Raw genomic sequence first — 25,877 nt, 5'->3', positions numbered from 1 at the left:
TATTTAGGTTATGTCAGATCTTGAAGTTGGACTGTTAATATTACTCGTTTTAGGCGTCATAGGTAGTAATCTTGCAGTATTAAAATATAGCGCTAAGCACAAGATGACTCATTTTGGTAAAGATCACCATAAGCGTGAGAAATCAGAGCAAAAAGATCAACCAGCATCTGCAGATACAAAACCGAGTCAAGCTGAAGATAAAGACAAAGCTTAACTTGAATTTCGATATAACCACAAAAAAGGCGCTTAACGCGCCTTTTTATATCTTGATGATCTAGCAGGCTAGTCAGCCAGCTCCTTCTCAAGTTGTTTAGCTATCATTTCTGGAGAGCCAGAGTTTTTAGCCATTAATGAGTACGCTACAGGAATAACAAATAAAGTAAAGAAAGTGGCTAGCGTAATACCAGACAGTACCACCACACCTATAACAAAACGTGTTTCAGCACCGGCTCCATCAGCGAGAACTAAAGGTATAGCCCCTGCTGCGGTGGTGATCCCCGTCATTAAGATTGGCCTTAAACGCTGACTTGCTGCTTGGATAATAGCATTTTGGAACGCCATACCTTTATCTCTAAGTTGATTAGCAAACTCTACGATCAGAATACCGTTCTTGGCTGCTAGCCCCACCAGCATGATAATCCCAATCTGGCTATAGATATTGAGCGTTTGTCCTGTCGCCCATAACCCAATAAGTGCACCTAAAGTCGCCAAGGGCACTGTTAGCATAATCACCATAGGATGAATGTAACTTTCAAACTGGGCCGCTAACACTAAAAATACAATACCAAGTGCGAGAATAAATACAAAGTACATCGAATTACCAGAGTCTTGGTAATCCAGCGATTGACCTTTGTAGCTGACGATTGCCTCTGCAGGTAGGTATTCATGTGTCAAATCATTCAAATAGTCGAGCGCTTCTCCCAAACTATATCCATCAGCTAAACTTGCCTCTAGGGTAATGGCTCGCATTCGGTTATAACGATTTAGCTGGCTAGCATCCGCATACTCTTCTACATGAACTAAATTCGATAACGGGATCAGCTCTTTAGTTCGATCTGAACGCACATAGATATTTTCCAGATCCGTAGCCGTATTTTGATTATCACGATTACCTTCGATAATCACATCGTACTCTTCACCATCACGCATAAAGGTGGTCACTAATCTTGAACCTAGCATTGACTCAAGTGTACGTCCCACGTGAGAAATAGACACCCCAAGATCTGCTGCTCTGTCTTTGTCGATAATCACTCTTAACTGCGGCTTGGTTTCTTTATAGTCATGATCTAAGCCAACCAGATTAGGATTTTCTTTGGCTTTTTCTAGAATAATATCGCGCCATCTAGCGAGTTCTTCATAACTTGGGCCACCTAGTACAAACTGCACAGGTTTGCCAACGCCTCGGCCAAACGCCTGGCGCATAACCGGAAAAGCGCGAACACCAGCTAAGTCAGATAAGCGACCTCGAATATCACCGATAATTTCAAAAGCACTGCGCCTTACAGCCCAATCTTCGAGAACAATAATAGCCATACCATTTGAAAAGTTTGCACTGCGGCCAAAACCTCTCGGCGCTCGGATCAATAAGCGCTTGATTTCGCCAGCTTCAACCAATGGCATTAAGCGGTTTTCAATCTCATCCATATAGGATTCAATGTACTCGAAACTAGCACCTTGTGGACCGTTAACAATCAAGAACATCGAGCCACGATCCTCACGAGGAGCAAACTCTTGTGGTACTTCTTTCGCTAAAAATACGCTCGTCATTAATGCAATTAGGATGATTGAAGAAACCAAATAAGGATGTGCCATCGCTCGTTTTAAGCTACGACGATATCCCTCTGCAAGTTTATCCATGCCCGCATCGATTTTACGTACTAGCCAAGGGTCTTGTGCCGAAGGTTTGAGCACCTTTGAACACATCATCGGGCTTAATGTAAGCGCAACAATACTTGAGAAAATTACCGCGGCACTCATGGCAACAGCAAACTCTTTAAATAGCTTACCTAAATCTCCCTCTAAAAAGGTGATAGGCATAAACACAGCGACTAAAACAAGGGTTGTTGCAATAACCGCAAAACCGACTTCTCTAGCACCAAGATAAGCAGCTTTTAATGGAGAATCGCCCTCTTCTATCCTTCTATGAATATTTTCGAGCACAACAATGGCATCATCAACGACCATGCCAATGGCTAAAATCATTGCCAGCAAAGTTAGCAAGTTAATGGTGTAGCCTAAAGCGAACAACACAATAAAGGTTGCCATTAACGATACCGGCACAGTCAATGCTGGGATTAACATCGCCCTTACACTGCCTAAGAACAGATAGATCACCACTATGACGAGGAACATGGCAATAAATAAGGTTTGATAAACCTCTTTTACTGATGCCTCAATAAATACTGAGCTGTCATAAGAGCGCTTAATTTCCATGCCAGCGGGCAATGTCGGATTAATTTGGTCAACCAGTTTGTTCGCTGCACGAGCCACATCTAACGTATTCGCGGTTGATTGTTTAGACACCCCAAGACCAATCATATTCTCTCGGTTGCCCCTGAAGGTGATACGCTCCTCTTCAGAGCCTATTTCTACTTTAGCGACATCACCTAGCTTAATCAGGTATCCATCATCGCCTTCAGCTAAAACCAAGTTAGCGAAATCATCGGCGGTTCTAAAGCTTCGCTCCAAGCGCACAGTAAAATGACGCGCTTTTGATTCGACACTACCAGCGGGTAATTCAACGTTCTCCGAGCGCAGAGCCGATTCAATATCCGCAACGGTCAGATTTCGTGCAGCCAATGCCTGACGGTCAATCCATACGCGCATTGCGTAGACTTTACCGCCGCCCAAGCGCATATTCGCCACGCCGTCGATAACAGAGAAACGATCGATAATGTAGCGGCGCGCGTAATCTGTAAGCTGTAATGTGGTCATTTGGTCTGAAACCAAGTTTAACCACATAATCACTTCATCACCGCCATTGGCTTTTTCAACCTCTGGTGGTTCGGCCTCTTCAGGTAAATTGTTTAACAGCCCTGAAACTCGGTCGCGTACATCGTTAGCTGCCGCTTCAATGTCGCGGCCAACTTCAAATTCGAGGGTGACATCAGAGCGACCATCACGGCTAGATGAGGTAATGTGTTTAATTCCCTCAACACCACTAATTCTATCTTCTACTAGCTGGGTGATCCGGCTTTCAACCACCGCAGCACTTGCGCCACGATAATTGGTTTGGATCGACACCACAGGTGGATCAATATTGGGATATTCACGCAGTGGTAACTTTTCGAATGCGACTAAGCCAAAGATAATTAATAATATACTGATAACAGAAGCGAATACCGGCCGCTTAACCGACAGATCAGTTAAAATCATACCACAGGCTCCACACTCGCCTGCTTAAGAAAACTAAAGCGCTCACTGAAGGTCACTTTGACTTTATCACCGGGTCTCACTTTTAAGATCCCTCGCACCACAATTTGCTCATCAAGTGCAATACCATCAAGGATCTCAACCCAGCCACGTTTTCTTAGCCCAAGCTCTACCTGCTTTTGTTCAATCACTCCTTCATCATTTACCCAATAGACATAATGTCTATCTTGGATAGGAATGATGGCTGACTCAGGTAAAATCAGCGCATCACGGCTGGTTTTAATTAATTTCACCTTCATCAACATCCCAGGCAATAGACGTTGATCAGGGTTAGGGATTTCAGCTCTTACAATAACTGCACGAGTGCTTGGATTAATACGGCTATCTATCGATACCACTTTGCCTTGAAACACTTCACCGTCAAAAGCCACAGCTTGCGCTTCAACTTTCTTTCCTAGCGCTAAAGATTGAATAAAACGTTCAGGCACTGAGAAATCAAGTTTAATAACCGATATATCATCTAATGTGGTAATCGCGTTGCCCGGAGACACTAAAGCGCCAGTACTCACTTGACGTAATCCTAAAGCTCCACTAAACGGTGCGATAATTTGGCGATCACTCAATGCTGATTGCGCCTGTGCCAATTCGGCTTTAGCGGTATCGATTAATGTTTGTAGACGGTCTCGCTCAAGCTCTGCAATCGTTTGGCTGGTCACCAAGGTTCTAATCCGCTCAAGCTCCCTTTGATGATCGTTAACTTTCACCTTCGCCACTGTCACACGTGCACGCTGTTCACTGTCTTGCAGTTGCACCAAAAGGCGACCTTTTTTGACTAGATCACCATCATCAAAGTTAACTTGAGTAACCACTTCAGTCACCTTGGGAGTCACAGTAATAGACTCATTAGCCTTACTGGTGCCAAGCGCTTCCACTTCATCCCTAATAGGTTCCATGGTTGCTTTTGTTACCACGACATTTGGTATTGGACGAGATTTTTTGACTTGCTTGACGGGTTGTTGCTGCTGAAAATAGAAATAGCCAGCACCAATTAGGAGGAGTAAGACAATTATTATTTTTTTCATGAATGCCTGCATAAACTTCTTTTATTTTGGCTTAGTTTACTCAGACACAAATTAGCTTCAATACGCTTTACCTTTTCTTACAAATTACACAATTCAGTCACACATAGTATAAGTACAGCGTTAAATCAGTTTACTAGTGAAATATGCGCCAAATAGTCAAAATCACATGCAGTCAATCTACTAACTCTTGTACAGAAGCAATGATCTCTGCAGCCAATGATAATTAAATTACTGCTGCTTTCAATGTCGTTGAAAACAGTTTATTTATATCGATTGGTATTTAAGTACAGTTTCAAAATACAAAAAAGGAGCCATTAGGCTCCTTTTTACATAATTATTTCGTTAACTAACGTACTTTACGGTCTTCTTGCATTAGCTCAGAGAAACCATCATATACTGCGCTAACGACTTCGTTAGACAAAGGTTCATTTTCTGAATTAAGTAAATGGATCTCAGTCTTATCGTCTGCACCATCTTTTAGCTCAATACGGTATGAACCCGCTTCGATTGGTAGCTCTTTTTCACTCCACAATGAACTCCAGAAACCAGAGTCATCGGTTACATTGATATAGAGTAAACCTTTGTTACTATCCATATCGACGATTTCAAAGCCCATTTCAGGCAGTACGATACGTAATCGATCCCAAGTACGCTTAAACTTCGCATCGGCTAACCAATAGGCTTGCTCTTCCGCTTCATTGATTAAATTAACGTCAATACCTAGGCTTTCTTTTAAACGCTTAGCTTTAAGCGCCTTAGCACGCTCGATACTGATAAAACTGATCGAGTCATTTAATCTATCAATCGTGTAGCGACGCTTATCTTCACCACTTAATAAAACATCTTGCAGATCGCCATCATAGCTTTCTTCGTGTTCAACTAAATCAATGGTGAGATTGCCGCTGCGACCATGTGGGCGCACATCAACTGTATACAGGTAGCGTTGCTTAAGTTTATAAACTTTGTCACTGCCCCATAAGCTAGACTCAATGACTTCGTCACTTTCAATCCAATCCGTTTCAAGGGTGCCTTTTTCAAAGTTTTCACTGCGTAATGAAATAGACTTCTTGGCAAAGTACTCTTTAAGCGCGTCAAATAATTCTTGTTTTAACGAAATATCGTTATCGATTGATTCAACAACTACTTTAATATTTTCACTGCCCTCTTCCACACGGGTTCCTTCTGCCATAGGCAAAACCTGTAACGGTGGACGAATATCAAGTCTATTACCAGTTAAGCTTTGGTCAACTTTAGCGCCGACCTCTGGGATCTCGTACTCTTTACTATAAGTTGGTTCATTCAACCCTTCAGGGATGATCAACTTAGGCGTAGCAGTTAAGTCTTGATAGTTTTGATCAATATCATTTGCTAACTTTCTTTCAGTTGGTGTACTGCAAGCAGATACCGCAACAACTAAAACTAAAGGGGTAATTTGCTTTAGCATTTATTATTTAACCTCTATTCGGGCATTCTTCATCGCTTCTAGCAACAGACCATGAAACTCACTAGAAAGTTCAGTCAAAGGTAAACGAATTTCATTTTGACTAATAAGTCCCATGCGGTGAGCAGCCCACTTTACAGGTATTGGATTAGCTTCGCAAAATAGTACTGAAAATAAATCTTTAATCGGTTCTTCAGCTGCAATAGCTGCTGCAACATCGCCAGCAAGTGCAGCAGAGCACATAGCTTTAAATTGCGCAGGAACTATGTTGTTAGCAACAGAAATAACCCCGTTACCACCTAAAGTTAAAAATTCTCTCGCAGTTGCATCATCACCACTGTAAAGCATAAATTCGTCACCGCATAAACGACGCAGTTCTGCCACTCGCGACAAATCACCCGTAGCTTCTTTAACACCAATGATGTTAGCCACATCAACCAATTGCGCCACAGTTTCTGGTTTCATATCAACAGCAGTACGACCTGGTACGTTATATAAAATTTGTGGGATATCGGTACTTTGCGCAACTGCAGTGTAATGTGCAATCAAGCCTTTTGGCGTAGGTTTATTGTAGTAAGGTGTTACACCTAACATTGCTGCCACGCCAGTTGTCGATAGCGCTTTGGTTAACTCAATTGCTTCAGCTGTCGCATTGGCACCATTGCCACCAATAACGGGAATTCGACCGGCGGCAAACTTAACAGTTTGCTTAACAACTTCAATGTGTTCTTTTGGGGGGAGTGTTGCTGACTCGCCAGTAGTACCTACGGCCACTATGGCATCAGTACCTTGGGCAATGTGGTACTCAACTAAACTTTCAAGACTCTTATAATCTACTGTGCCATCACTGTTCATTGGTGTGATTAAGGCAACGATGCTTCCGTATATCATGTGTATTCCCCAAGGGTTCAGGACTGGCTATGGTACTGATGCAATCCACTAAAAACAAGCACTAGAACGCAAGACTTAAGCATAATCGTCATCAAGTTGAAACATATTAAATTAGCCAACAGATCACAATGACAAAGATCGCAAACGTATCAACTTGTGATAGCATAAGCGACCACAAATAAAATACGCTGAAATTCAGGCGAATTTTTAGTCTAAAAATAATAAATATGGGGTATTAAATGTCCAATCACTTAGTCGTTACTGCAATGGGGGCAGACCGCCCTGGTATTGTGAGTAAGTTTGCACGACTTGCGAGTGAGTGTGATTGCGATATCGTAGATAGTCGCATGGCACTATTTGGTAATGAATTTACCTTAATTATGATGCTTGCAGGTTCATGGCCATCAATCACAAAAATGGAAACCTCGTTACCAAGTTTAAGTGTGGAACTTGAATTACTTACTGTAATGAAACGTACGTCTAAGCATACGCCACAAAACTACATTTGCCGTTTCGACATTACTTTCAGCGGCCGCGATCAACGTGGAACAATGGGAAAAATCACCCAGTTTATGGCTGAGCGTTCGCTTGATATCGCCGCGGTAAAATCTCATGCCGAAGAAGATGAATCAGGCAATCCGACTCAAAATATTAATTTAACCATTAATGTACCGGAAAAGGTTGATATCGATAAACTCGAAGTGGGAATACTTGAACTTGCAACTGAGTTAGCACTTGAATGTACCATTGAACGTATGCAAGGTGTAGAAAGCTAAACAACAGGATAATAGAGAGAATATGAATACCTTAACAGCAGGCGATAAAGCGCCACTATTTACTCTACAAAACCAATTTGACGAAACCATTAGCCTAGAAGCAGAACTACAAAAAGGCCCAGTACTGGTTTATTTCTATCCTAAAGCATCAACTCCAGGCTGTACTGTACAGGCATGTGGCTTAAGAGATAGCAAAGAGTCGCTTAACGACCTATCTGTGACCGTTCTAGGCTTAAGCCCAGATCCTGTCGCAAAATTAGCTAAGTTCTCTGACAAACAGTCACTTAACTTTTCACTACTGAGTGACGAAGACCATGCTATTGCAGATGCTTTCGGAGTTTGGGGCGAAAAGAAATTCATGGGTAAAGTTTATGACGGTATTCACCGCTTAAGCTTTTTAATTGGCCAAGACGGTAAAGTAGCCCATGTGTTTAATAAATTTAAAACCAAAGATCATCACGAAGTTGTGTTAGCCCATCTAAAAGGCAATTAAGCATTCGTATAATAAAGATAAAGGAGCCTTTAGGCTCCTTTTTTGATTTGATGACTAAGCCATTATGTATGGATACATAAGCGCTGCGGCAATCGACCACATGGTGACACAAATAAAGCGGTCTAAATAGCACCATGCTTTAGGCTTTTTAAAGATAGGGCTCAAATATTTAGCACCAAGGCTGAGACTAAAAAACCAAACAAATGAGGCAAGTACTGCGCCAGCACCAAACCATTGTTTTTCTACGCCTTCAAATTGCACACTAATACTACCTAGCAGCACAACGGTATCGAGATAAAGATGCGGGTTTAATAAACTGATCGCTAACGTGGTAAGTACCGCCTTTTTTAAACTATCAGCAGCATGCTCCTCATCACTATCAAGTCGGTTTTCATTAAATGATGACTTTAAGGCACTATAGCCATAACACAATAAGAATAGTGCACCACCAAAGCTTGCAATATCTTTAATCAAAGGAAAAGCTAAGATTAAGTGACCTAAACCTGCAACACCCGCGGTAATCATCACCGCATCAATAAATGAACAGATCGCAGCTATAGGTAGAGAATGAGAGCGCTTTAGCCCCTGCTTTAACACAAATGCGTTTTGTGCACCTACCGCCATAATTAGGCTTCCACCTATTCCTACCCCTTGTATAAAAGCTGTTTGCATTTCCGCCTCAAAAACCGTTTAACTCAATTGCTGGCAAGAATATGTGTTGGACAAAAATAAGTACAGCTAATAAATTTAATAAGCCATAAGTTTAACTTATACTCATCACTAGTTACTTCAATTACCAAAGAAAAAGGCCGCTATGTTTGACTATGCCCACTTAAAAGCACTATCAATTGTTGTCTCGCAAGGTGGTTTTGACAAAGCTGCACAACACCTTTTTATTAGCCAGTCAGCAGTTTCACAGCGGATAAAACAGTTAGAAGATAAAGTCGGCCAGTCGTTACTAATCCGCACAAACCCAGTACAGCCAACCGAAACAGGAAAAAGACTGCTACGACATTATGCTCAGGTACAGTTACTGGAAAGCGAACTACGTTCAGAGATGGATGTGGATGACCCCTCATTGCCAACCATTGTGAAGATTGCAGTTAATGCAGATAGTTTAGCGACTTGGTTTCTGCCTGCATTAGCAGAAGTATTTAAACAGCATAAGTGGCTACTTGAATTAATTATTGATGATGAAGCGTATACCCATAACTTACTAAAGAATGGTGAAGCTGTAGGGTGCGTGACAACATCGCAGCTCGCGCTAACCGGATGCAGCAGTGAATTTCTCGGTAATATGGAATATATCTGTGTTGCCACTCCAGAGTTTATCGAGCAATACTTTTTAACAGACCCAAGTATAGATGACATTGCACTTGCGCCCGCGGTGGTATTTTCAACCAAGGACAAGCTTCACGATAAATTCTTAAGCTTCTATTTCGGCATGACGGATAAGAGTTGGCGTGAGCATAAAATCCCCTCTTCCGAAAGTTTTTTAGAAGCGATAAAAATGGGATTGGGTTATGGCTTAGTAGGACATCTTCAAGCACAATCCTTGCTCGATAGTGGCGAGCTAATAGAGGTATTTCCCAATAAAAGAATGCAAGTGCCGCTGTATTGGCAACACTGGAATATCAAAGCAAAACAAACCAGCGTAATTTATCGATCACTGGCCGCCAGTGCCCAAACAGCATTAGTAAATGGCTAGTGCTCCCAAAAGCAAAAAGCAGCAAATTTGCTGCTTTTGCTACACCATTGACAGTGCCCTATTAACTTACCGCTTTTTCATCTTTAGCCGTAGCGTCGTCAATCTGAGTGTTGGCTTTAGGTTCAGGTACTGGCCACGCATTAATCACAGCCTTAACGAGAGACGCTAACGGGATGGCAAAAAACACCCCCCACACTCCCCACAAGCCACCAAAAATTAATACCGCAGCAATAATAAATACTGGATGTAAATCGACTGCGTCAGAAAATAAAATAGGCACTAATACATTGCCATCAAGCGCTTGGATGATGCCGTAGCCGACCATCAAATAGCCAAACTCCGGACTGATCCCCCACTGCACAAACGCGACAAGTGCAATAGGTAAAGTAACCAGTGTTGCACCCACATATGGAATAAGTACCGATAAACCGGTTAATACTCCAAGCAGCGCAGCATAGCGCAGATCCATAAAAGCAAAAAATATGTAACTCACCACACCAATAATGACAATTTCAATCACTTTGCCACGGATATAATTGAAGATCTGCTGATGCATTTCATTCCATACTTTACGCGCTAAATCTCGATTAGTAGGAAAAAAACGCTTACTACCTTGAATAAGTTCGTCTTTATCTTTTAAAAAGAAAAACACCAGTAGCGGGATTAAAATTGCATACACCATCACCACCAGCAAAGAAGCGGAATAACCGAGCAACTGTTTGCCAATATCGAGCAAATGCTGGGTATCAAGCATCTTCTTGATCTCTTCCACCATAATATCGAGCTGATCAGGGTTAACAAATTGCGGATATTGATTGATATAGCTTTGAGCTGTAATTAAGCCTTTGTCTATCATGCTAGGAAGATCGGCAATAAGGCTTACACCCTGTTTCCAAATACTCGGTACTAAACCGAAAGTAATTAATAACATTAGGCCAATAAATAGGACTAATACTAGCGACGCAGCAGTCGTCCGATTGATACCTATCCGCGCCATTTGCGCAACAGGCCATTCAAGTAGGAAAGCTAAAACAAGTGCAATTAATAATGGGGCCAATAAGCCACCAGCAAAATAGAGAGCAAGTGCAAGACCTGCGAGGATAAGGACTAAAGTAACAGCTTGCGGATCACTAAAACGCTCTTTATACCAACGGCTTAAAACAGATAACATTCATACTCCCTAGTTTGACGACTCTTTTATAGTCCTTTGCAGCCATCGTTATAATGAAATTTTCCTATGTAAAATTAATTAAATTCACTTCTACTTGGTAACAGTTAAAGACAATACTGAGCTATTGTCTTCAGTGATAAAATGGCTAACGCCAATTTTTTTTAAATAGCGGGGAACATCTTGTCTAGAGCCGGGGTCGGATAGTAAAACGCTTACACTATCACCGTCTGAAAGCTGCTTTAATGCCATTTTGACTTTCACCAAAGGTAACGGGCAGCGATAAGATGTTAAATCAATAATAATCATAATGAACTTGCTATCAACAATCTAAGGCTATTATCCTAAAGGCCACGCAATCCACAAGCAAGTTCTGTGATCTAATGATATATAGAAGCATAGCCCAAATTAAGGATCCGCTTGAGTAAATTAACATTTTCAAAATCCGTTATCGCTGGTGCGCTGTCATTTATCTTGTGCACAAGCTCTCCCATGGGCTATGCCAATAATGATTTGCCTGATTTAGGTACTGCTGCGGTAAATACGTTTAGCCTAGAGAAAGAAACCGAATTCGGTGATGCCTACATGCGCGTCATCCGTGGCTCAGCACCAATGGTCAATGATCCGGTTTTAAATCAGTATCTAACTGAGCTAGGCAACAAATTAGTTGCCCATGCTACTGGGGTAAAAACGCCGTTTTATTTCTTTTTGCTGCGCAACGATGAGATCAACGCATTTGCATTTTTTGGTGGTCATGTTGGCGTACATACCGGACTATTTCTTAATGCCGATACGGAAAGTGAACTTGCATCTGTACTAGGACACGAGATCACCCACGTTACTCAGCGTCACTTAGCTCGCTCACTTGAAGCTCAGCAAAAAAGCTCTCCAGCAACAATAGCAGGTTTATTGGGAGCGATATTATTAACCATCGCCTCACCTCAGGCTGGTATGGCTGCATTAGCCACCACACAGGCGCTAGCCACTCAATCAAAAATTAACTATACCCGTTTGCACGAAAAAGAAGCAGACCGTATCGGTATGCAGATTATGGTTGATGCCGGATTTGATCCAAATGGTGCTGCTGACTTTTTCGGAAAACTTGCCAGTCGCTACCGATTTACCACTAAGCCACCGCAAATGTTGCTGACTCACCCCTTACCTGAGTCGCGAATTTCTGAAGCACGTATTCGAGCGGAACAATATCCTTTTAGGTATGTGCCTGATAACTTGGATTTCCAATTGGCAAAAGCGCGTATCCAAGTGAGATTCTCTGGCTATAGCGAACAAGCTGCCCTATCAATTTTCGAGCAGCAACTAAAACATAATCGCTATACTTTCAAAAGTGCTGCCGAATATGGCAAAGCATTAGCGCTATTTAGATTGAAGAAATTTGCTGAATCTGAAGCCATCATTGATAAACTATTGGCAAAAAGCCCTAATAACTTGTTTTATATCGACACTAAAACCGATCTGCTTCATCAGCGCCACGCAAATAAAGAAGCAATAGCACTACTCAAAGCACAAAAGCAACTAAAGCCTACATCGCCTGTGGTTAATACTAACTTGGCCAATATCTACATTGAAGACAATCAAATAGATAAAGCCATTCCGTTACTTGAAGATCTCATTTTCCTAGATAAGCAAGATCAGCTCGCGTATTTACTGCTGACTGAGGCCTATAAAAAAGATGGCAACAAAGCGATGCAGTACTTTGTCAAAGCTGAGTCATTAGCCTTAGTCGCCGACTATAAAACCGCTATTGATCAACTTAACTTTGCCTATAAAGAGTCAAAAGGTGATGCGTTACAGCTGGCACGAATTGAAGCAAGAATAAGACAATTTAGAGAAGCCGATAGAGCACTAGAGAAACTGCAATAACTGACGTTAATTGTGACTATTATCACAAAATGCAGTATCATAAGCCAAGGTTTAATAACAAGAATATGACAATGACTAACGTTAAAATTTATCACAACTCTCGCTGTTCAAAAAGCCGTCAAACTTTGGCGTTATTAGAAGAAAATAACTGCAACATCGAAGTTATTGAGTATTTAAAAACACCTGTAACCGCTGCAGAACTTGAGGATATACTCGCTAAATTAGCTGTAGCACCAAGAGAGATGATGCGTGTAAAGGAAGCCGAATATAAAGAGCAAGGCCTAAGCGATGAGTCATTAACTCAAGCGCAGCTGATCCAAGCTATGATTAGCACTCCTAAGTTAATCGAACGCCCAATTGTTATAGCGAACAATAAAGCGGTTATTGGTAGACCACCAGAAAATGTATTAACGATTATCTAAACGGAGCAGATAATGAGCTCAACTACCCTATTTAAACTTTGCCGAGCAGGATATGTGGCATTGGTCATGATGTTAGGGACATGGTTTATTCAGCAAGGAGTTAGCGGTGAATACAGCATGTTATTTAGTCTACTGTGGATTGTGCCGCTGTTGCTGCCGTTAAAAGGAATTTTAACTGGCAAACCATACACCTACGCATGGGCAAGCTTTATTTTATGTCTTTATATGCTGCATGCATTAACCCTAGTGTATGTCACCGAAACTGACACCCTGTTTGCTGTTGCAGAAACACTACTGATTGGCGCGCTATTAATTGGTTTTCCATTCTATGCTCGGATCCGTGGCCGCGAACTCGGACTTGGATTAAAAAAGAAAAAATAACCAGCTTATCTTGGCACACATTGAGCCCTGTCTCGGGGCTCAAATTCCCTCAACAAATCTGTTTTCCATATGCCAAGCAGTGATATTTATTAACAATAAAATATTCTTTATCTGCCACACTTCCGAATTACAACCACGCAACAAACAAGCCACTTTTTAGTAAACTATCTCCGTGCTATATTCAACTTATATCAATCAGTACAAGAATTTGATCAACTCAGAGTGGTTTTCGGCAAGCTAATTCATGGCGAATAGCAAAAGTAATGCTAATTCCCTTATAAAGCGAGTTAACGCAGAAGTAAGCCGCAAAAAACACTCCAAAATAAAGGGTAAATCTATGAAGCAATCCTTAGGTTGGGCTGTACTCAGTGTCATTACGCTCGCCGCGTGCGGCGGCAGTAGTTCTGATGATAACTCATCAGGCGGCAGTAATATTACGCCCCCAACAACAGCTCTTGAACGTTGTAGTGTTCAAACTGATTTAAACATTATAACGACTGATTCACCTGTAACGTTTAGCACTCAACCCCAGTATTTCAGTCAGCAGTCCTCTGCGATTGTGGCAAAAATCGATAACGGCAAAGTCAGTGACTATCAATTTAACTGGTCGCAAACCGCCGGCAATAACCTAGTATTAAAAAGTATTAAAAGCCCTGTACTTGCTTTTACTGCAGAACAAAGTGGAAGTTACTCTTTTAACGTATCCGTCACTTCGGCTGGCGAGACATACAACGAATCAATCGAGATTGATGTTGTTGCTGCAAATTCGGCTAACATCGTCGCGCGTGTAGACCAACAAGCCGCTGAACAAAATGGCGTGAGTTTCAGAGTTGATGACAACCCTAACCTCAGTTCTCTAAGCTGGTGTGTCGCAGCTGGACCCGATCTTGACGTAGACGTGAGTTCGCCATTTCAAGCGCTTTACACCGCACCTAGTGTAAATGAAGACACAATTAGTATTTTACGAGTATCAGGCAACATCAACGGTAACACCGTTACTGACGACGTTATCAGCCTGATCACCGATGAAGCGGCTATCACCTCACCATACTTTGAAGAGCGAGTAGCAAACACTTTTGCTTATAAACCAGACTCGCCCTACGCTGATGCGATTGAGCAATGTGTCTATTCCAATCAACTTCAACAAAGCTGCAGTATCCAAACATTACCGCTAATTGGTCAAACGGGCTCAGTTAACAAACAGGCTATTTTGGATAGATTGCTCGTATCTCATCAATGGATGGGAGAGAATTTTGAATATGTTTTAGATAATTTAGATCCCAATAGTGATTTTGCCACACTGTTGCAATCAGTGACTGCAGTTGTGATCAGTTACGATGTGAGACCATCATTTTATTGGGTTGTCACCGGAGCAATATATTTAGATCCAACAGACCTATGGTTACTCAAAGAGGAACGAGACACCATTAATGAAGCGCCGGATTATCGCAGTGGTTTTGGTAATGATTTACAATTTTTAATGCCATGGCGTTATGTGAAAAATAATAGTTATACCTCCTATATCGTGCCGCGATCAGAACGGGTTAATCGCAGTGCACAGCAGATGCTGCCAGACCTCGCATCATTACTTTATCACGAGCTTGCTCATGCTAATGATTTTTTCCCACGCAGCGTGCATGCAAGTTTAGTTGGACCTACCCTGCTGGATGACTATGAGCGTCGTAGTAATAATTCTGCACTCATTTCAGATCAACTTGCCAATTTCTACCCGCTAAATAGTCAAGAAATGACCCAGCTAGCCAATGTTAGCTTTAGAGGAGAAACAGCGACGAATACCCAAGAAAATTATCTTGCGGCCGATGTCACCAGCTTTTTCTCACCTGATCGTGCCAGTGATTATTATGCTTATTCTACACGGCGTGAAGATGCCGCAATGCTGTTTGAAGAAGCAATGATGAGCCATCGATACGCGATTCAGCGTGATGTAGCTGTTACAGATAAACCAGATAATGCCACTGCAAGTTCTATCATTGTTGATTGGGGGCAAAGGGGAAGAATTGGCGATCCGAAACTTGAAAACCGCGCCGCATTTGTTATTAACCAAATGATGCCGGAGCTGCACGGCAGCACAATCGTTGCGGCGCTTCCAGAGCCAATACCTATGATCCAAGGTAACTCATGGGCCGGCAACCTTGCCATATCACCAGCAACTAATTCACGGTTGAATAGCCCAAGTAAAAGTGCGATTAATGCTCAACCAGTCGTTTCCCCGCCGTTACGGTTTAGTGGCGATAGGCATATAAAGCCAATTGAGTAAGCAAACGACATTTCTCTTGTAAATAAAAGCCCGGTTTAAAACCGGGCTTTCTTTTAGAGCCTAAGCATCTCTTTAATAAATGGGATTGTTAGCTTTCGCTGATGCACCATAGAGGCTTTATCCAATCTATCTAACACATCAAATAACGTTCTTAAATCCCGCGCTAGACGATTTAATAAGAAGCGACCAACATCCTCTGGGAGCTGCAAACCTCGCATTGCCGCGCGGCGCTGCAATGCTGCCAACTTTTCATCATCGGCCATTGGTTGCAATTGATAATTTAGTCCCCACTGCATACGAGAAACTAAATCCGGCAATGCAAAGCCACTGTCGCTTGGCGATACGCTTGCACTGACTATTAGTGAGCAGGTTTTCTGCTCGGAGATACGATTATAAAGATCGAATATCGCTTCTTCCCATAAGGGATGGCCAGCAATGGCATCAACATCATCAATACACACCAGATCCAGCTTTTCTAGCCCTTCAAGCAAAGCAGTTGAAATGCTGGCATGGATCCCCAAAGGTATATAGAAACTGCTTCGGCCTAAATCATTGGCATGAGCGCAAGCTGCGTGCATCAAATGAGTTCGACCAGACTTTTCTGGTCCCCATAAAAATACAGCACCATCAGACTGGCCTTCAGCACAATCTTGTAAGCTTTTTATCAGTTCATCATTACCCGCTGCCGGATAATAACTGTTAAAGGTTTCGTCATCAGGTAGATGAACTGGTAGTGATAATTGTAAAGGAGAGTTTAACTTCACTCAGGGAGTTCTCACAGGGCGCTACATTTCTGATTAAGGCACACATGTTAGCATGTGTGCCTGTTGAATGGGAGTTATTGACCTTTCCAATAATAGATCTGGGTCTCTTTCTCAACTTGTTGTACGGGTTCAAATGATGAATAACTCATATTTTGCTCAGTTGCCGAGTTAATAACAGCTATTCTAGGGTCTAAAGCCATCAAGCGATGCAAGTCCGCTTCATCACCAAACAAGTCAACATTAAACTTTACAGTCTGACCTTGTATTTGAGCGATCTTTGCAGCCTTAATCGCACTGAGTTGACCCAAATAACGCTCAATTTCTACCAAGCTTTGCATATTGGCAACATCCGTAAAAATAACCTTAGTTGTATTCTGTTGACCTGAATCTGCTACAGCATATTGGCTTACATAGTATTCACTGGTTGCTGCCATTATGGCTTTTATCGCATCATCAATAGATGCTGTTTCACCGCTTTTACTAACTAAAGAGGTGATTTGCAGTGCCTGAGGCGCTTTCTCTCGAGGATAAAGATCCATTTGATAACGGTAAGCGGTGCCGTTAGGTTCAATGGTTGCGACAAGCGAGTAGTTTGCTTGATATCTAAGAGAGGCACTCGCAACATTATCAGCAAAGCGGCCGCGAATATCATTAACGCCAACTCGCATTGAATCCTCTAAGTCCATCATTGGGAATAACAACGGTATCCCTTTAATGGCCGACTCTTGATTAAACACCAAACGACTCGGTGCGACAGATGCATCATTGAGTATTTCACGCTGACCATCTTCCGGCGTGGCAAGCCAAACTATGGTTAAAGGCCGCTGTTTGCCCCAAACTGGCAACCCCGCTTCTCTTAATAAAGCAATAAGTCGCTTATGATCAAAATTAACCTTTAAAAATAACTGGCCATCTTGCTCAAAGTAACCGTATTGCGTCATCAATGAACTGGCATTATTCAATTGTTGTTTAATGCGTTCATTATTTAACGCGCTCTGGGTTCCAGAATTTTTCAACACAACATTTTCGAAAGCTTGTTTGATCCCCTGAGATCGTAAACCTGTGGATCGAGAATCGATCGCCACCACACCTTCATCTAACTGCTTTACTTCAGCAGCACTAGCAAGCATGGTAACGCCTGTAAGCGAGTAAAAAATAACACAAATACGTAATAAGATTTTCAGCATGTTTTCAATTCAAAGACGGCTCAGTTATGAAAATTGTACCACATATTTTGCTTTTAATGACGCAGAAAACAGCTCTTCAATAGATAGTTTTCTGCTGGTTATCTGCATCAGCTCACAACAAACAGCAGAATTAACAGTTATTATTGATAGGTTTACTTAAAATAAGAGAGAAAAAATGAAAAATCTGACCATGCCTTTGCAAGGAGCGCAAATGCTGTTCGTCGCCTTCGGCTCATTAGTATTAATGCCCTTGCTGACAGGTTTAGACACAAACGTTGCATTATTCACTGCTGGTATTGGTACATTACTGTTCCAACTAGTTACTAAGCGCCAAGTCCCTATCTTCCTTGCCTCCTCTTTTGCCTTTATTGCCCCTATTATGTATGGCGTACAAACTTGGGGGATCCCATCAACTATGGGCGGCTTAATGGCAGCTGGCCTTGTTTATGTGATTTTAGGTGCTGTGATTAAGGTCAAAGGCGGCGGATTCATCAAACGTCTATTACCACCAGTAGTCGTAGGCCCTGTGATTATTGTTATTGGTTTAGGCCTAGCTCCTGTTGCCGTTAATATGGCTATTGGTAAAACAGCGGATGGCAGTATTGCACTTGTCGAGCAAAATACCGCTTTAATTATCTCTCTTGCTTCGCTATTTACCACTATTGCCGTTGCCATCTTCGCCAAAGGGCTATTAAAGCTCATGCCGATTTTAGCAGGGATCAGTGTTGGTTATAGTTTGAGTTTAGCTTTTGGCATTATTGATTTTACACCAGTAAAACAAGCAGCTTGGATTGCCTTGCCAAACTTTGTCGCACCAGAATTTAACTGGCAAGCTATTTTATTTATGATCCCTGTAGCCATTGCACCAGCAGTTGAGCACATAGGTGATATTCTCGCGATTTCAAATGTTACCGGTAAAGACTACCTTAAAAAACCAGGGCTACACCGCACATTAACAGGTGACGGTGTCGCCACCATTGCAGCATCAGCTTTTGGTGGTCCACCAAACACCACTTATTCTGAGGTGACAGGTGCTGTAACACTAACCAAAAACTTTAATCCAGTGGTAATGACATGGACAGCAATAACCGCCATTTTGTTCTCGTTTGTTGGTAAGCTTGGCGCGCTATTACAAACGATTCCAGTACCGGTTATGGGCGGGATCATGTGTCTGCTGTTTGGTTCGATTGCCGCGGTGGGTCTTAACTCGTTAATTAAAAATCATGTCGATATGAATGAACCACGCAACTTAAGTATTGTTGGCGTAACACTAGTATTCGGTATCGGCGGCATGGCATTTGGTATCGGCTCATTCAGCCTAACCGGGATCAGCTTATGTGGTATCGTTGCCATCACAATGAACCTTGTTTTACCAGATAATGCAGCGGCTCATGCAAAAATCGTTAATGATGAAGTAAGCCACAGCAAATAACTAGAAGACAAATTTACCACCAATAAAAAGCCCCAGAAGGTTAACCTTCTGGGGCTTTTTTACAGTCAAAAATCAAATTTATGCTTGATCGTCTTCTGTTTTATATTTAGCTGCAGTTTCTTTAATAAGGGTTTGCAACTCACCTTTTTGGTACATTTCAGTCAAAATGTCACAACCACCAATCAGTTCGCCTTCAACCCATAGCTGTGGGAAAGTCGGCCAGTTAGCGTATTTTGGTAGTTCAGCGCGGATATCTGGATGTTGAAGGATGTCTACAAATGCAAATTGCTCTTCGCAATTAATCATGATTTGAGCAACTTGAGAAGAAAAACCGCAGCTTGGTAACTTTGGTGAACCCTTCATATATACGATAATTGGATTTTCGGCAATTTGCTGCTTGATTTTTTCTACAGTTTCCATTTTTCTTTCCTGATTAGAACTTCATTACAGAACCCTATTGTACGCCAGTATTCAACAGAACAAAAACCTACTTTTTAAAGGGGTAATAACTAATAGAAATAAACGATTAAGTTAATCGCCCAATTGAAAGAAACAATGATACACTTCACAAGTTTATTAGGTAAAATGTTCCGCAGTGAGCAAGAACGCACAAAATAACAAACTAGAAGTTAACGGAGAAAACTAATGGCTTTTGAATTACCAGCATTACCATACGCAAACAACGCACTTGAGCCACATATCTCAGAAGAGACCATTAACTACCACTACGGTAAGCACCACAATACGTATGTTGTTAAGCTTAACGGATTAGTTGAAGGCACAGACCTTGAGCAAAAGAGCCTAGAAGAGATCATCAAGACCTCTACTGGTGGTATCTTTAACAATGCCGCTCAAATTTGGAACCACACTTTCTACTGGAACTGCCTATCACCAAATGGTGGCGGTGAAGCAACTGGCCCTGTAGCAGACGCAATCAATGCTGCTTTCGGCTCATTTGAAGCATTCAAAGCACAGTTTACCGACGCTGCAGTCAACAACTTTGGTAGCGCTTGGACATGGTTAGTGAAAAATGCAGATGGCACTGTTGCTATCGTTAACACTAGCAACGCGGCTACACCGCTAACTGATGAAGGTGTTACACCAATCATGACTGTAGACGTATGGGAACATGCTTACTACATCGATTACCGTAACGTTCGTCCTGACTACCTAGCCCACTTCTGGGAACTGGTTAACTGGGAGTTCGTAAACGAGAACTTTGCTGGCTAATCAGTATTGCAGCATCGCCTTTTATAGATATTAGGCATTGCTTAGCTGTTAAGATTATAAATACCGCTCACCGTTGAGCGGTATTTTTTTACAACATCAAAACCATAGAACCTATGAAAATTAATTTTATGGTTTTACCATCTATTTATACCAATTAGTATAAGAAGTTGATCTACTCAGAGCGATTTTAGGCAAACTAATTCAAGGCGAATAGTTGTAATAATGGTTATTCCCTTATAAAGCTATTCAACGCAGAAGTAGGCAGCCAAAAACGCTCCAGAATGGCGAGTTTTAGCGATTCTGATGCTGTGTTAACGAGCTTGAACGTAGAACAACTATGCTCTTCACTCGTTGCCTTGCCTCAAAACCGCTAAATTCTCGCTGAGCGACCAAATCTTTATACTAATTGGTATTATTCTAAACTTGCTTACCTATCTATCATATTTGCAGTAAAAAAAATCCGAATGCATTGTGCATTCGGATTTTAATGGTCACTTTGATATCAGCAGTTTAATCAAGCTTTAATAACTGTGCAGAGCGGCGAGCTATTAGTACCAATTAACGGTCAAACTTACTTAAGCGCGCTGATAGCTTCTTTACATAAGTCTGTAATACGTTGCCAATCACCCTGCTCCATTGCATCTGTTGGCGCAATCCAGCTACCACCAATGCAATCAACATTCTTAAGCGCTAAGTAATCTTTATAGCTGCTCGGTGTGATGCCGCCAGTTGGGCAAAAACGAATATCAGCTAACGGGCCTGAAAATGCTTTAAGTGCATTAACACCACCAGATGCTTCAGCTGGGAAAAACTTAAAGTTTGTATAGCCAAGTGCCATGCCTTTCATCACTTCTGATATGCTGGCAACACCAGGAATAAGTGGCGTATTGCCTTGCATTGCCGCTTCTAATAATTCCGTTGTTGCACCAGGGGTTATCACAAACTGTGCACCAGCATTAACCGCTTGTTCAAGCTGTGCTTTGTTTAAAATTGTTCCCGCACCAACAAGTGCTTCAGGTACTTCTTTAGCAATTTTAGTAATCGCCTCTAAAGCACAATCGGTACGAAGCGTAACCTCTAGCACTGAAATACCACCAGCGACTAGAGCTTTAGCTAACGGTACAGCATGTTCGATTTTATTGATCACCATGACAGGAACAATAGGGCTGCGTTTAAAAATATCTTGTGGTTGTAATGACCAGTTATTCTCAAGCATTGCGTTATTCTTCCTTAAAGATTAATAAATTTCATCAATTGCACTGGTGCTACGAGCGCCAGTTTCTGGGCTACTTAGGTTTGCACGTAGCGCACTAAATAGCTCACGTCCCATACCGTAACTTGTTTTATGTAAGTCAACTTTTTCTGCGACTCGAGCATTTAGCACAGCTTCATCAACAAGTAGTGATAACTCACCTGTAGTCGCATTTACGCGCACAAGATCACCGTTTTGAACTTTGGCAATTAAGCCACCATCGAGCGCTTCTGGTGTAAGGTGAATTGCTGCAGGGACTTTTCCTGAAGCACCTGACATACGACCATCGGTTAACAGTGCAACTTTGTAGCCACGGTCTTGCAAGGTACCTAAGATAGGAGTGAGTTTGTGCAGTTCAGGCATACCTACAGCTTTAGGGCCTTGGCCTTTAACCACAACAACACAATCTTTATCTAGATCACCCGCTTTAAAGATAGCTTCTAATTTATTTTGATCATCAATAACAACCGCAGGGGCCTCGACAATACGATGTTGTTCTTGAACCGCTGACACCTTAATAACAGCGCGACCAAGGTTACCTTTAAGTAACTTAAGACCACCATTATTTTGGAAAGGCTTATCTAAACTCGTTAAGACTTCTGGATCTAAACTCGTCTGCTGGCCATCAACCCAGCTAAGCTCACCATTACGTAACTGTGGCTCTTGGGTGTAACGCTTAAGGCCAAAGCCTGCTACTGTTTCAACGTCTTCGTGTAATAAGCCACCATCAAGTAACTGTTTAACTAAAAACGCCATACCGCCCGCTGCGTGGAAATGGTTAATATCCGCATGACCATTAGGATAAACCCGTGCCAGTAACGGAACCGCATCTGAAAGCTCAGAAAAGTCATCCCAGTTCACTATGATGCCAGCAGCACGCGCTGCTGCAACAATGTGCATAGTTAGATTGGTTGAACCACCAGTAGCTAATAGCGCAACAATACCGTTAACGACTGACTTTTCAGAAACAATCTTGCCAATTGGCGTATATTGGGTGCCCATTTCAGTTAAGCGACAAACTTGCTTCGCTGCGGTTTTGCTCAATACATCACGCAATGGATCATCAGGATTAACGAAAGAGGAACCAGGTAACTGTAAACCCATGACTTCGAGCATTAGCTGGTTACTATTGGCTGTGCCGTAAAAAGTACAGGTACCCGCACTATGGTAAGACTTAGACTCAGCATCTAACAGTGCCGCTCTGTCGACCTCACCTTGTGCATACTTTTGGCGAATACGCGCTTTTTCTTTATTTGGAATACCTGACTTCATTGGGCCAGCAGGTACAAATAGCATAGGCAAATGACCGAAGCTTAATGCGCCAATCAATAACCCCGGTACGATTTTATCGCAAATACCAAGTAGTAAAGCACCGTCGAACATATTGTGAGATAGGCCAACAGCTGTGCCCATAGCAATCACTTCACGACTTAAAAGGCTAAGCTCCATACCGGGCTGGCCTTGAGTGACGCCATCACACATAGCTGGCACACCGCCGGCAACCTGAGCCACACTTCCCACTTCATTACATGCTTGCTTTAACATGTCAGGGTATTCGCCATAAGGCTGATGAGCCGAAAGCATGTCATTAAACGAAGTGATAATGCCGATATTCGCTTTCGTTAGTTGCTTAATCGCATTCTTATCGCTTGGGTTACAAGCTGCAAAGCCATGGGCTAAGTTACCGCAGCTTAATGCGCTACGGTGAACGCCTTTATTCTTAGCATCATCGAGCGCCGCTAGGTATTTAGCGCGAGAATCTTTGCTTCGTTCAATAATTCTGTCGGTAACAGATTGTACAACGCTGTGCATAATTACTCCTTAAGCGCTCCAGTAAACGTCAACAGGTGTTTTACGCTGATCCAATACGGCGCGGATAGGCATTTCACGACTGTCATCGCTTGCTAGTGCTTGTCGGTAAACATCAAGTTTTTGTTCACCAACGATATGTAAATAGATTTGACGGCTCGCTAAAATCGCTGATTTTGAAAGCGAGATCCTCGAATGTGGCGCATTGCCGGGTTGAACAGCAACACACAGCTCAGAGGTTGTCAGTGCGTGTTCAAGTTGTGCTTTTTCTGCACATGGGAACCAAGAACATGTATGACCATCGTTACCCATGCCTAACACAACCACATCAAACGGCTTAGGGAAGCAACCTAGTTGCTCTATCGCCATGTCGCAGCCTTCTTGTGGCGTAGAATACATGTTCTTTAAGCCACGAAACTTGGCACTGGCAGCGCGATTTTGCAGTAGGTTATTTCTAACTAAGCGCTCATTTGAGTCACCATGATCTGCACTCACCCAACGCTCGTCAGCTAGGGTGATGTATACATCGCTCCAATCAATCGCTTTCTTGCTCAATAGTTCAAATAACTTCAGCGGTGTTGAGCCACCTGAAACGATAAGGCTTGCTTTACCGCGTGCATCCACCGCTTCTTGTAATTGGTTGGCTATACGTTCAGCAAGTTGAGCTTCAAGTGCATCTTTATTATCGAATGATTTAAAAACCGTTTCTTTAATCATGCTTTCCTCTACTCGTCCCAAGAACGACCGTCTTTAGTGATTAGCGCTACAGAAGCAACTGGGCCCCATGTTCCCGCTGGATAAGGTTTTGGCTTCTCGTCGGTTTCTTCCCATGCTTGAATGATGCCATCAACCCAGCTCCAAGCTTGCTCAACTTCATCGCGACGAACAAACAGTGCTTGATTACCGAGCATGGCTTCAAGCAACAAACGCTCATAAGCATCAGCAATGCGCTCATTTTTAAACGTCTCTGAGAAACTTAAATCCAGTTTTGTTGTTTGTAAGCGTTGTTTTTCACCCAAACCTGGTACTTTATTTAGCATCTGGATCTCAACACCTTCATGAGGCTGTAAGCGGATCGTTAGCTTGTTTGGTGGCAGATTACGGTAGTTTGAGCTGTATAAGTTGTGTGGTGGATTTTTAAAATACACCACAATTTCAGAGCTCTTGAATGGCATGCGCTTGCCACTGCGTAAGTAGAAAGGAACACCAGCCCAACGCCAGTTATCTATGTCTACACGCAGTGCGACAAAGGTTTCAGCATTAGACTGAACATTTGCGCCCTCTTCCTCTAAATAACCAGGAACCGGTGCACCTTTTAAGAAACCAGAGCTATATTGACCACGAACGGTATTTTCGTAGATGTTGTCAGCATTAATAGGACGCAGTGATTTAAGTACTTTTACTTTCTCGTCACGAATATTATCAGCATCTAAGTTTACTGGCGGATCCATCGCCACTAAGGTAAGCACTTGTAATAAGTGATTCTGGATCATATCGCGCATCTGGCCTGCTTTATCAAAGTAACCCCAACGGCCTTCAATACCGACCTCTTCTGCAACCGTTAACTGTACATGATCAATTGTGCGGTTATCCCACTTAGAAGCAAATAAAGAGTTAGCAAAACGCAGAGCAAGAAGATTTTGAACGGTTTCTTTACCTAGATAATGGTCAATTCGGTAAACTTGATTTTCTTCGAAGTAAGCAGAGACTTGGTCGTTGATAATGCGAGAAGTAGCGAGATCAGAGCCGATTGGCTTTTCTAGAACGACACGAGAGTCAGGGAAAATAAGATTTTGTTCGTGCAGGCAACGACAAATATCACCAAAAATAGCGGGCGGAGTTGCGAAGTAACTCACCATGACTCGCTTTTCAGGCTCTAAAATATCATGAAACGCTTGATAGCCATCAGAAACAGTGAAGTTAGTGCCAATATAATGGCAACGCTCCAAGAATCGATTCTTGGTTTCTTCGCAGAGGCCATCTTTGACAAATGTCTCTAATGCGGTGGTAACCAACTCGCGATATTCTTCTTGGCTAAAGTCATCTTTTGCTACGCCGAGAATTTTCGTATCGACATTCAGTAAATTTGCTTTATCAAGTTGGTATAAAGAAGGCAGCAATTTACGCTTTGCAAGATCCCCTTTAGTCCCAAATAGAACAAAATCACAAGCTTTGGCTTCTGGTGTTGTTATGCCCATAGCTTCAAAATCTCCTTTTGACACTGTGCCTCATCATTTTTGACGAGAATTCACACGTTTGTTGTAATATAACAACACAATTTAGTAATTGCATCTAAATTTTATAATAAAC

The 25,877-nt window shown here is 42.2% G+C and carries 24 protein-coding genes; 10 read left to right on the top strand and 14 right to left on the bottom strand.

The window, feature by feature from the left end:
- Nucleotides 1-10: 10 nt before the first annotated feature.
- A complete protein-coding gene (locus L884_RS0118350; RefSeq protein WP_028768854.1) occupies nucleotides 11-214 on the top strand; it encodes a DUF2897 family protein in 204 nt (67 codons plus the stop codon).
- A gap of 68 nt (nucleotides 215-282) precedes the next feature.
- Here the strand turns inward: L884_RS0118350 and L884_RS0118345 are convergent, their stop codons facing one another.
- From L884_RS0118345 to dapA, 4 genes are all read right to left on the bottom strand, one after another.
- Complete coding sequence (locus L884_RS0118345; protein ID WP_028768853.1) at nucleotides 283-3,375, bottom strand: efflux RND transporter permease subunit; 3,093 nt, start codon at nucleotides 3,373-3,375, stop codon at nucleotides 283-285.
- Complete coding sequence (locus tag L884_RS0118340; protein WP_028768852.1) at nucleotides 3,372-4,454, bottom strand: efflux RND transporter periplasmic adaptor subunit; 1,083 nt, start codon at nucleotides 4,452-4,454, stop codon at nucleotides 3,372-3,374. The genes L884_RS0118345 and L884_RS0118340 overlap by 4 nt, the downstream gene beginning before the upstream one ends.
- Before the next feature lie 346 nt (nucleotides 4,455-4,800).
- Nucleotides 4,801-5,898: an outer membrane protein assembly factor BamC gene (gene bamC, locus L884_RS0118335; protein WP_028768851.1), complete on the bottom strand. Its 1,098-nt coding sequence runs from the start codon at nucleotides 5,896-5,898 to the stop codon at nucleotides 4,801-4,803.
- A 3-nt stretch (nucleotides 5,899-5,901) separates the two neighbouring features.
- The gene (gene dapA / locus L884_RS0118330) at nucleotides 5,902-6,786 is read right to left on the bottom strand and encodes a 4-hydroxy-tetrahydrodipicolinate synthase (protein WP_028768850.1); all 885 of its coding nucleotides are present in this window, start codon (nucleotides 6,784-6,786) and stop codon (nucleotides 5,902-5,904) included.
- Between the two features lie 239 nt (nucleotides 6,787-7,025).
- On the opposite strand from dapA, the gene L884_RS0118325 reads away from it, so the two are divergent.
- Both L884_RS0118325 and bcp read left to right on the top strand, forming a co-directional pair.
- A complete protein-coding gene (locus tag L884_RS0118325) occupies nucleotides 7,026-7,562 on the top strand; it encodes a glycine cleavage system transcriptional repressor (protein WP_028768849.1) in 537 nt (178 codons plus the stop codon).
- Between the two features lie 22 nt (nucleotides 7,563-7,584).
- Complete coding sequence (bcp, locus tag L884_RS0118320; RefSeq protein ID WP_028768848.1) at nucleotides 7,585-8,055, top strand: thioredoxin-dependent thiol peroxidase; 471 nt, start codon at nucleotides 7,585-7,587, stop codon at nucleotides 8,053-8,055.
- 54 nt (nucleotides 8,056-8,109) lie between these two features.
- On the opposite strand, the gene L884_RS0118315 is transcribed toward bcp, so the two are convergent.
- Entirely contained in the window at nucleotides 8,110-8,727 is a 618-nt protein-coding gene (locus L884_RS0118315) for a LysE/ArgO family amino acid transporter (RefSeq protein ID WP_028768847.1), read from the bottom strand.
- 142 nt (nucleotides 8,728-8,869) lie between these two features.
- Here L884_RS0118315 and L884_RS0118310 point away from each other — a divergent pair, with 142 nt between their 5' ends.
- Complete coding sequence (locus L884_RS0118310) at nucleotides 8,870-9,763, top strand: LysR family transcriptional regulator ArgP (RefSeq protein ID WP_028768846.1); 894 nt, start codon at nucleotides 8,870-8,872, stop codon at nucleotides 9,761-9,763.
- Nucleotides 9,764-9,824: 61 nt separating this feature from the next.
- Here L884_RS0118310 and L884_RS0118305 read toward each other — a convergent pair whose 3' ends face one another.
- Both L884_RS0118305 and L884_RS0118300 read right to left on the bottom strand, forming a co-directional pair.
- Nucleotides 9,825-10,934: an AI-2E family transporter gene (locus L884_RS0118305; RefSeq protein WP_028768845.1), complete on the bottom strand. Its 1,110-nt coding sequence runs from the start codon at nucleotides 10,932-10,934 to the stop codon at nucleotides 9,825-9,827.
- A gap of 90 nt (nucleotides 10,935-11,024) precedes the next feature.
- Nucleotides 11,025-11,240 carry a sulfurtransferase TusA family protein gene (locus L884_RS0118300; protein WP_028768844.1) on the bottom strand — a complete coding sequence of 72 codons (216 nt, stop codon included), beginning with the start codon at nucleotides 11,238-11,240 and terminating at the stop codon, nucleotides 11,025-11,027.
- A 111-nt stretch (nucleotides 11,241-11,351) separates the two neighbouring features.
- On the opposite strand from L884_RS0118300, the gene bepA reads away from it, so the two are divergent.
- The 4 genes from bepA to L884_RS0118280 all read left to right on the top strand — a co-directional run bounded on the left by bepA (nucleotide 11,352) and on the right by L884_RS0118280 (nucleotide 15,893).
- On the top strand, nucleotides 11,352-12,812 hold the full coding sequence (gene bepA / locus L884_RS0118295) for a beta-barrel assembly-enhancing protease (protein ID WP_028768843.1): 1,461 nt from the start codon (nucleotides 11,352-11,354) through the stop codon (nucleotides 12,810-12,812).
- 71 nt (nucleotides 12,813-12,883) lie between these two features.
- Nucleotides 12,884-13,234, top strand: coding sequence for an arsenate reductase (glutaredoxin) (gene arsC, locus L884_RS0118290; RefSeq protein ID WP_028768842.1), 351 nt, complete (start codon nucleotides 12,884-12,886; stop codon nucleotides 13,232-13,234).
- 12 nt (nucleotides 13,235-13,246) lie between these two features.
- Nucleotides 13,247-13,615, top strand: a complete 369-nt coding sequence (locus L884_RS0118285; protein ID WP_028768841.1) for a DUF2069 domain-containing protein — start codon at nucleotides 13,247-13,249, stop codon at nucleotides 13,613-13,615.
- Between the two features lie 337 nt (nucleotides 13,616-13,952).
- The gene (locus tag L884_RS0118280) at nucleotides 13,953-15,893 is read left to right on the top strand and encodes a hypothetical protein (protein WP_028768840.1); all 1,941 of its coding nucleotides are present in this window, start codon (nucleotides 13,953-13,955) and stop codon (nucleotides 15,891-15,893) included.
- Between the two features lie 53 nt (nucleotides 15,894-15,946).
- Here the strand turns inward: L884_RS0118280 and hda are convergent, their stop codons facing one another.
- Nucleotides 15,947-16,657 carry a DnaA inactivator Hda gene (gene hda, locus L884_RS0118275; RefSeq protein ID WP_028768839.1) on the bottom strand — a complete coding sequence of 237 codons (711 nt, stop codon included), beginning with the start codon at nucleotides 16,655-16,657 and terminating at the stop codon, nucleotides 15,947-15,949.
- Nucleotides 16,658-16,731: 74 nt separating this feature from the next.
- On the bottom strand, nucleotides 16,732-17,844 hold the full coding sequence (locus tag L884_RS0118270) for a DUF2066 domain-containing protein (RefSeq protein WP_028768838.1): 1,113 nt from the start codon (nucleotides 17,842-17,844) through the stop codon (nucleotides 16,732-16,734).
- 175 nt (nucleotides 17,845-18,019) lie between these two features.
- Here L884_RS0118270 and L884_RS0118265 point away from each other — a divergent pair, with 175 nt between their 5' ends.
- Complete coding sequence (locus L884_RS0118265) at nucleotides 18,020-19,276, top strand: uracil-xanthine permease family protein (protein WP_028768837.1); 1,257 nt, start codon at nucleotides 18,020-18,022, stop codon at nucleotides 19,274-19,276.
- A gap of 78 nt (nucleotides 19,277-19,354) precedes the next feature.
- Here L884_RS0118265 and L884_RS0118260 read toward each other — a convergent pair whose 3' ends face one another.
- Nucleotides 19,355-19,696, bottom strand: coding sequence for a Grx4 family monothiol glutaredoxin (locus L884_RS0118260; protein WP_028768836.1), 342 nt, complete (start codon nucleotides 19,694-19,696; stop codon nucleotides 19,355-19,357).
- Between the two features lie 225 nt (nucleotides 19,697-19,921).
- Here L884_RS0118260 and sodB point away from each other — a divergent pair, with 225 nt between their 5' ends.
- Nucleotides 19,922-20,506, top strand: coding sequence for a superoxide dismutase [Fe] (gene sodB, locus L884_RS0118255; RefSeq protein ID WP_028768835.1), 585 nt, complete (start codon nucleotides 19,922-19,924; stop codon nucleotides 20,504-20,506).
- Between the two features lie 571 nt (nucleotides 20,507-21,077).
- Here the strand turns inward: sodB and L884_RS0118250 are convergent.
- From L884_RS0118250 to zwf, 4 genes are read right to left on the bottom strand one after another with little or no spacing between them, the layout of a single operon-like run.
- Nucleotides 21,078-21,722 carry a bifunctional 4-hydroxy-2-oxoglutarate aldolase/2-dehydro-3-deoxy-phosphogluconate aldolase gene (locus L884_RS0118250; RefSeq protein ID WP_028768834.1) on the bottom strand — a complete coding sequence of 215 codons (645 nt, stop codon included), beginning with the start codon at nucleotides 21,720-21,722 and terminating at the stop codon, nucleotides 21,078-21,080.
- 21 nt (nucleotides 21,723-21,743) lie between these two features.
- Complete coding sequence (gene edd / locus L884_RS0118245) at nucleotides 21,744-23,570, bottom strand: phosphogluconate dehydratase (protein ID WP_028768833.1); 1,827 nt, start codon at nucleotides 23,568-23,570, stop codon at nucleotides 21,744-21,746.
- 9 nt (nucleotides 23,571-23,579) lie between these two features.
- On the bottom strand, nucleotides 23,580-24,284 hold the full coding sequence (gene pgl / locus L884_RS0118240; RefSeq protein ID WP_028768832.1) for a 6-phosphogluconolactonase: 705 nt from the start codon (nucleotides 24,282-24,284) through the stop codon (nucleotides 23,580-23,582).
- Between the two features lie 8 nt (nucleotides 24,285-24,292).
- Nucleotides 24,293-25,765 (bottom strand): glucose-6-phosphate dehydrogenase, encoded by a 1,473-nt coding sequence (gene zwf, locus L884_RS0118235; protein ID WP_028768831.1) that lies wholly within the window; start codon nucleotides 25,763-25,765, stop codon nucleotides 24,293-24,295.
- Nucleotides 25,766-25,877: the final 112 nt, after the last annotated feature.

Origin of the sequence: Shewanella fidelis ATCC BAA-318 (genome assembly GCF_000518605.1) — a bacterium.
GTDB classification, from domain to species: Bacteria; Pseudomonadota; Gammaproteobacteria; order Enterobacterales; family Shewanellaceae; genus Shewanella; species Shewanella fidelis.
Note: the sequence above shows the minus strand (reverse complement) of the source record. Positions and strands in the feature narration are given on the sequence as shown.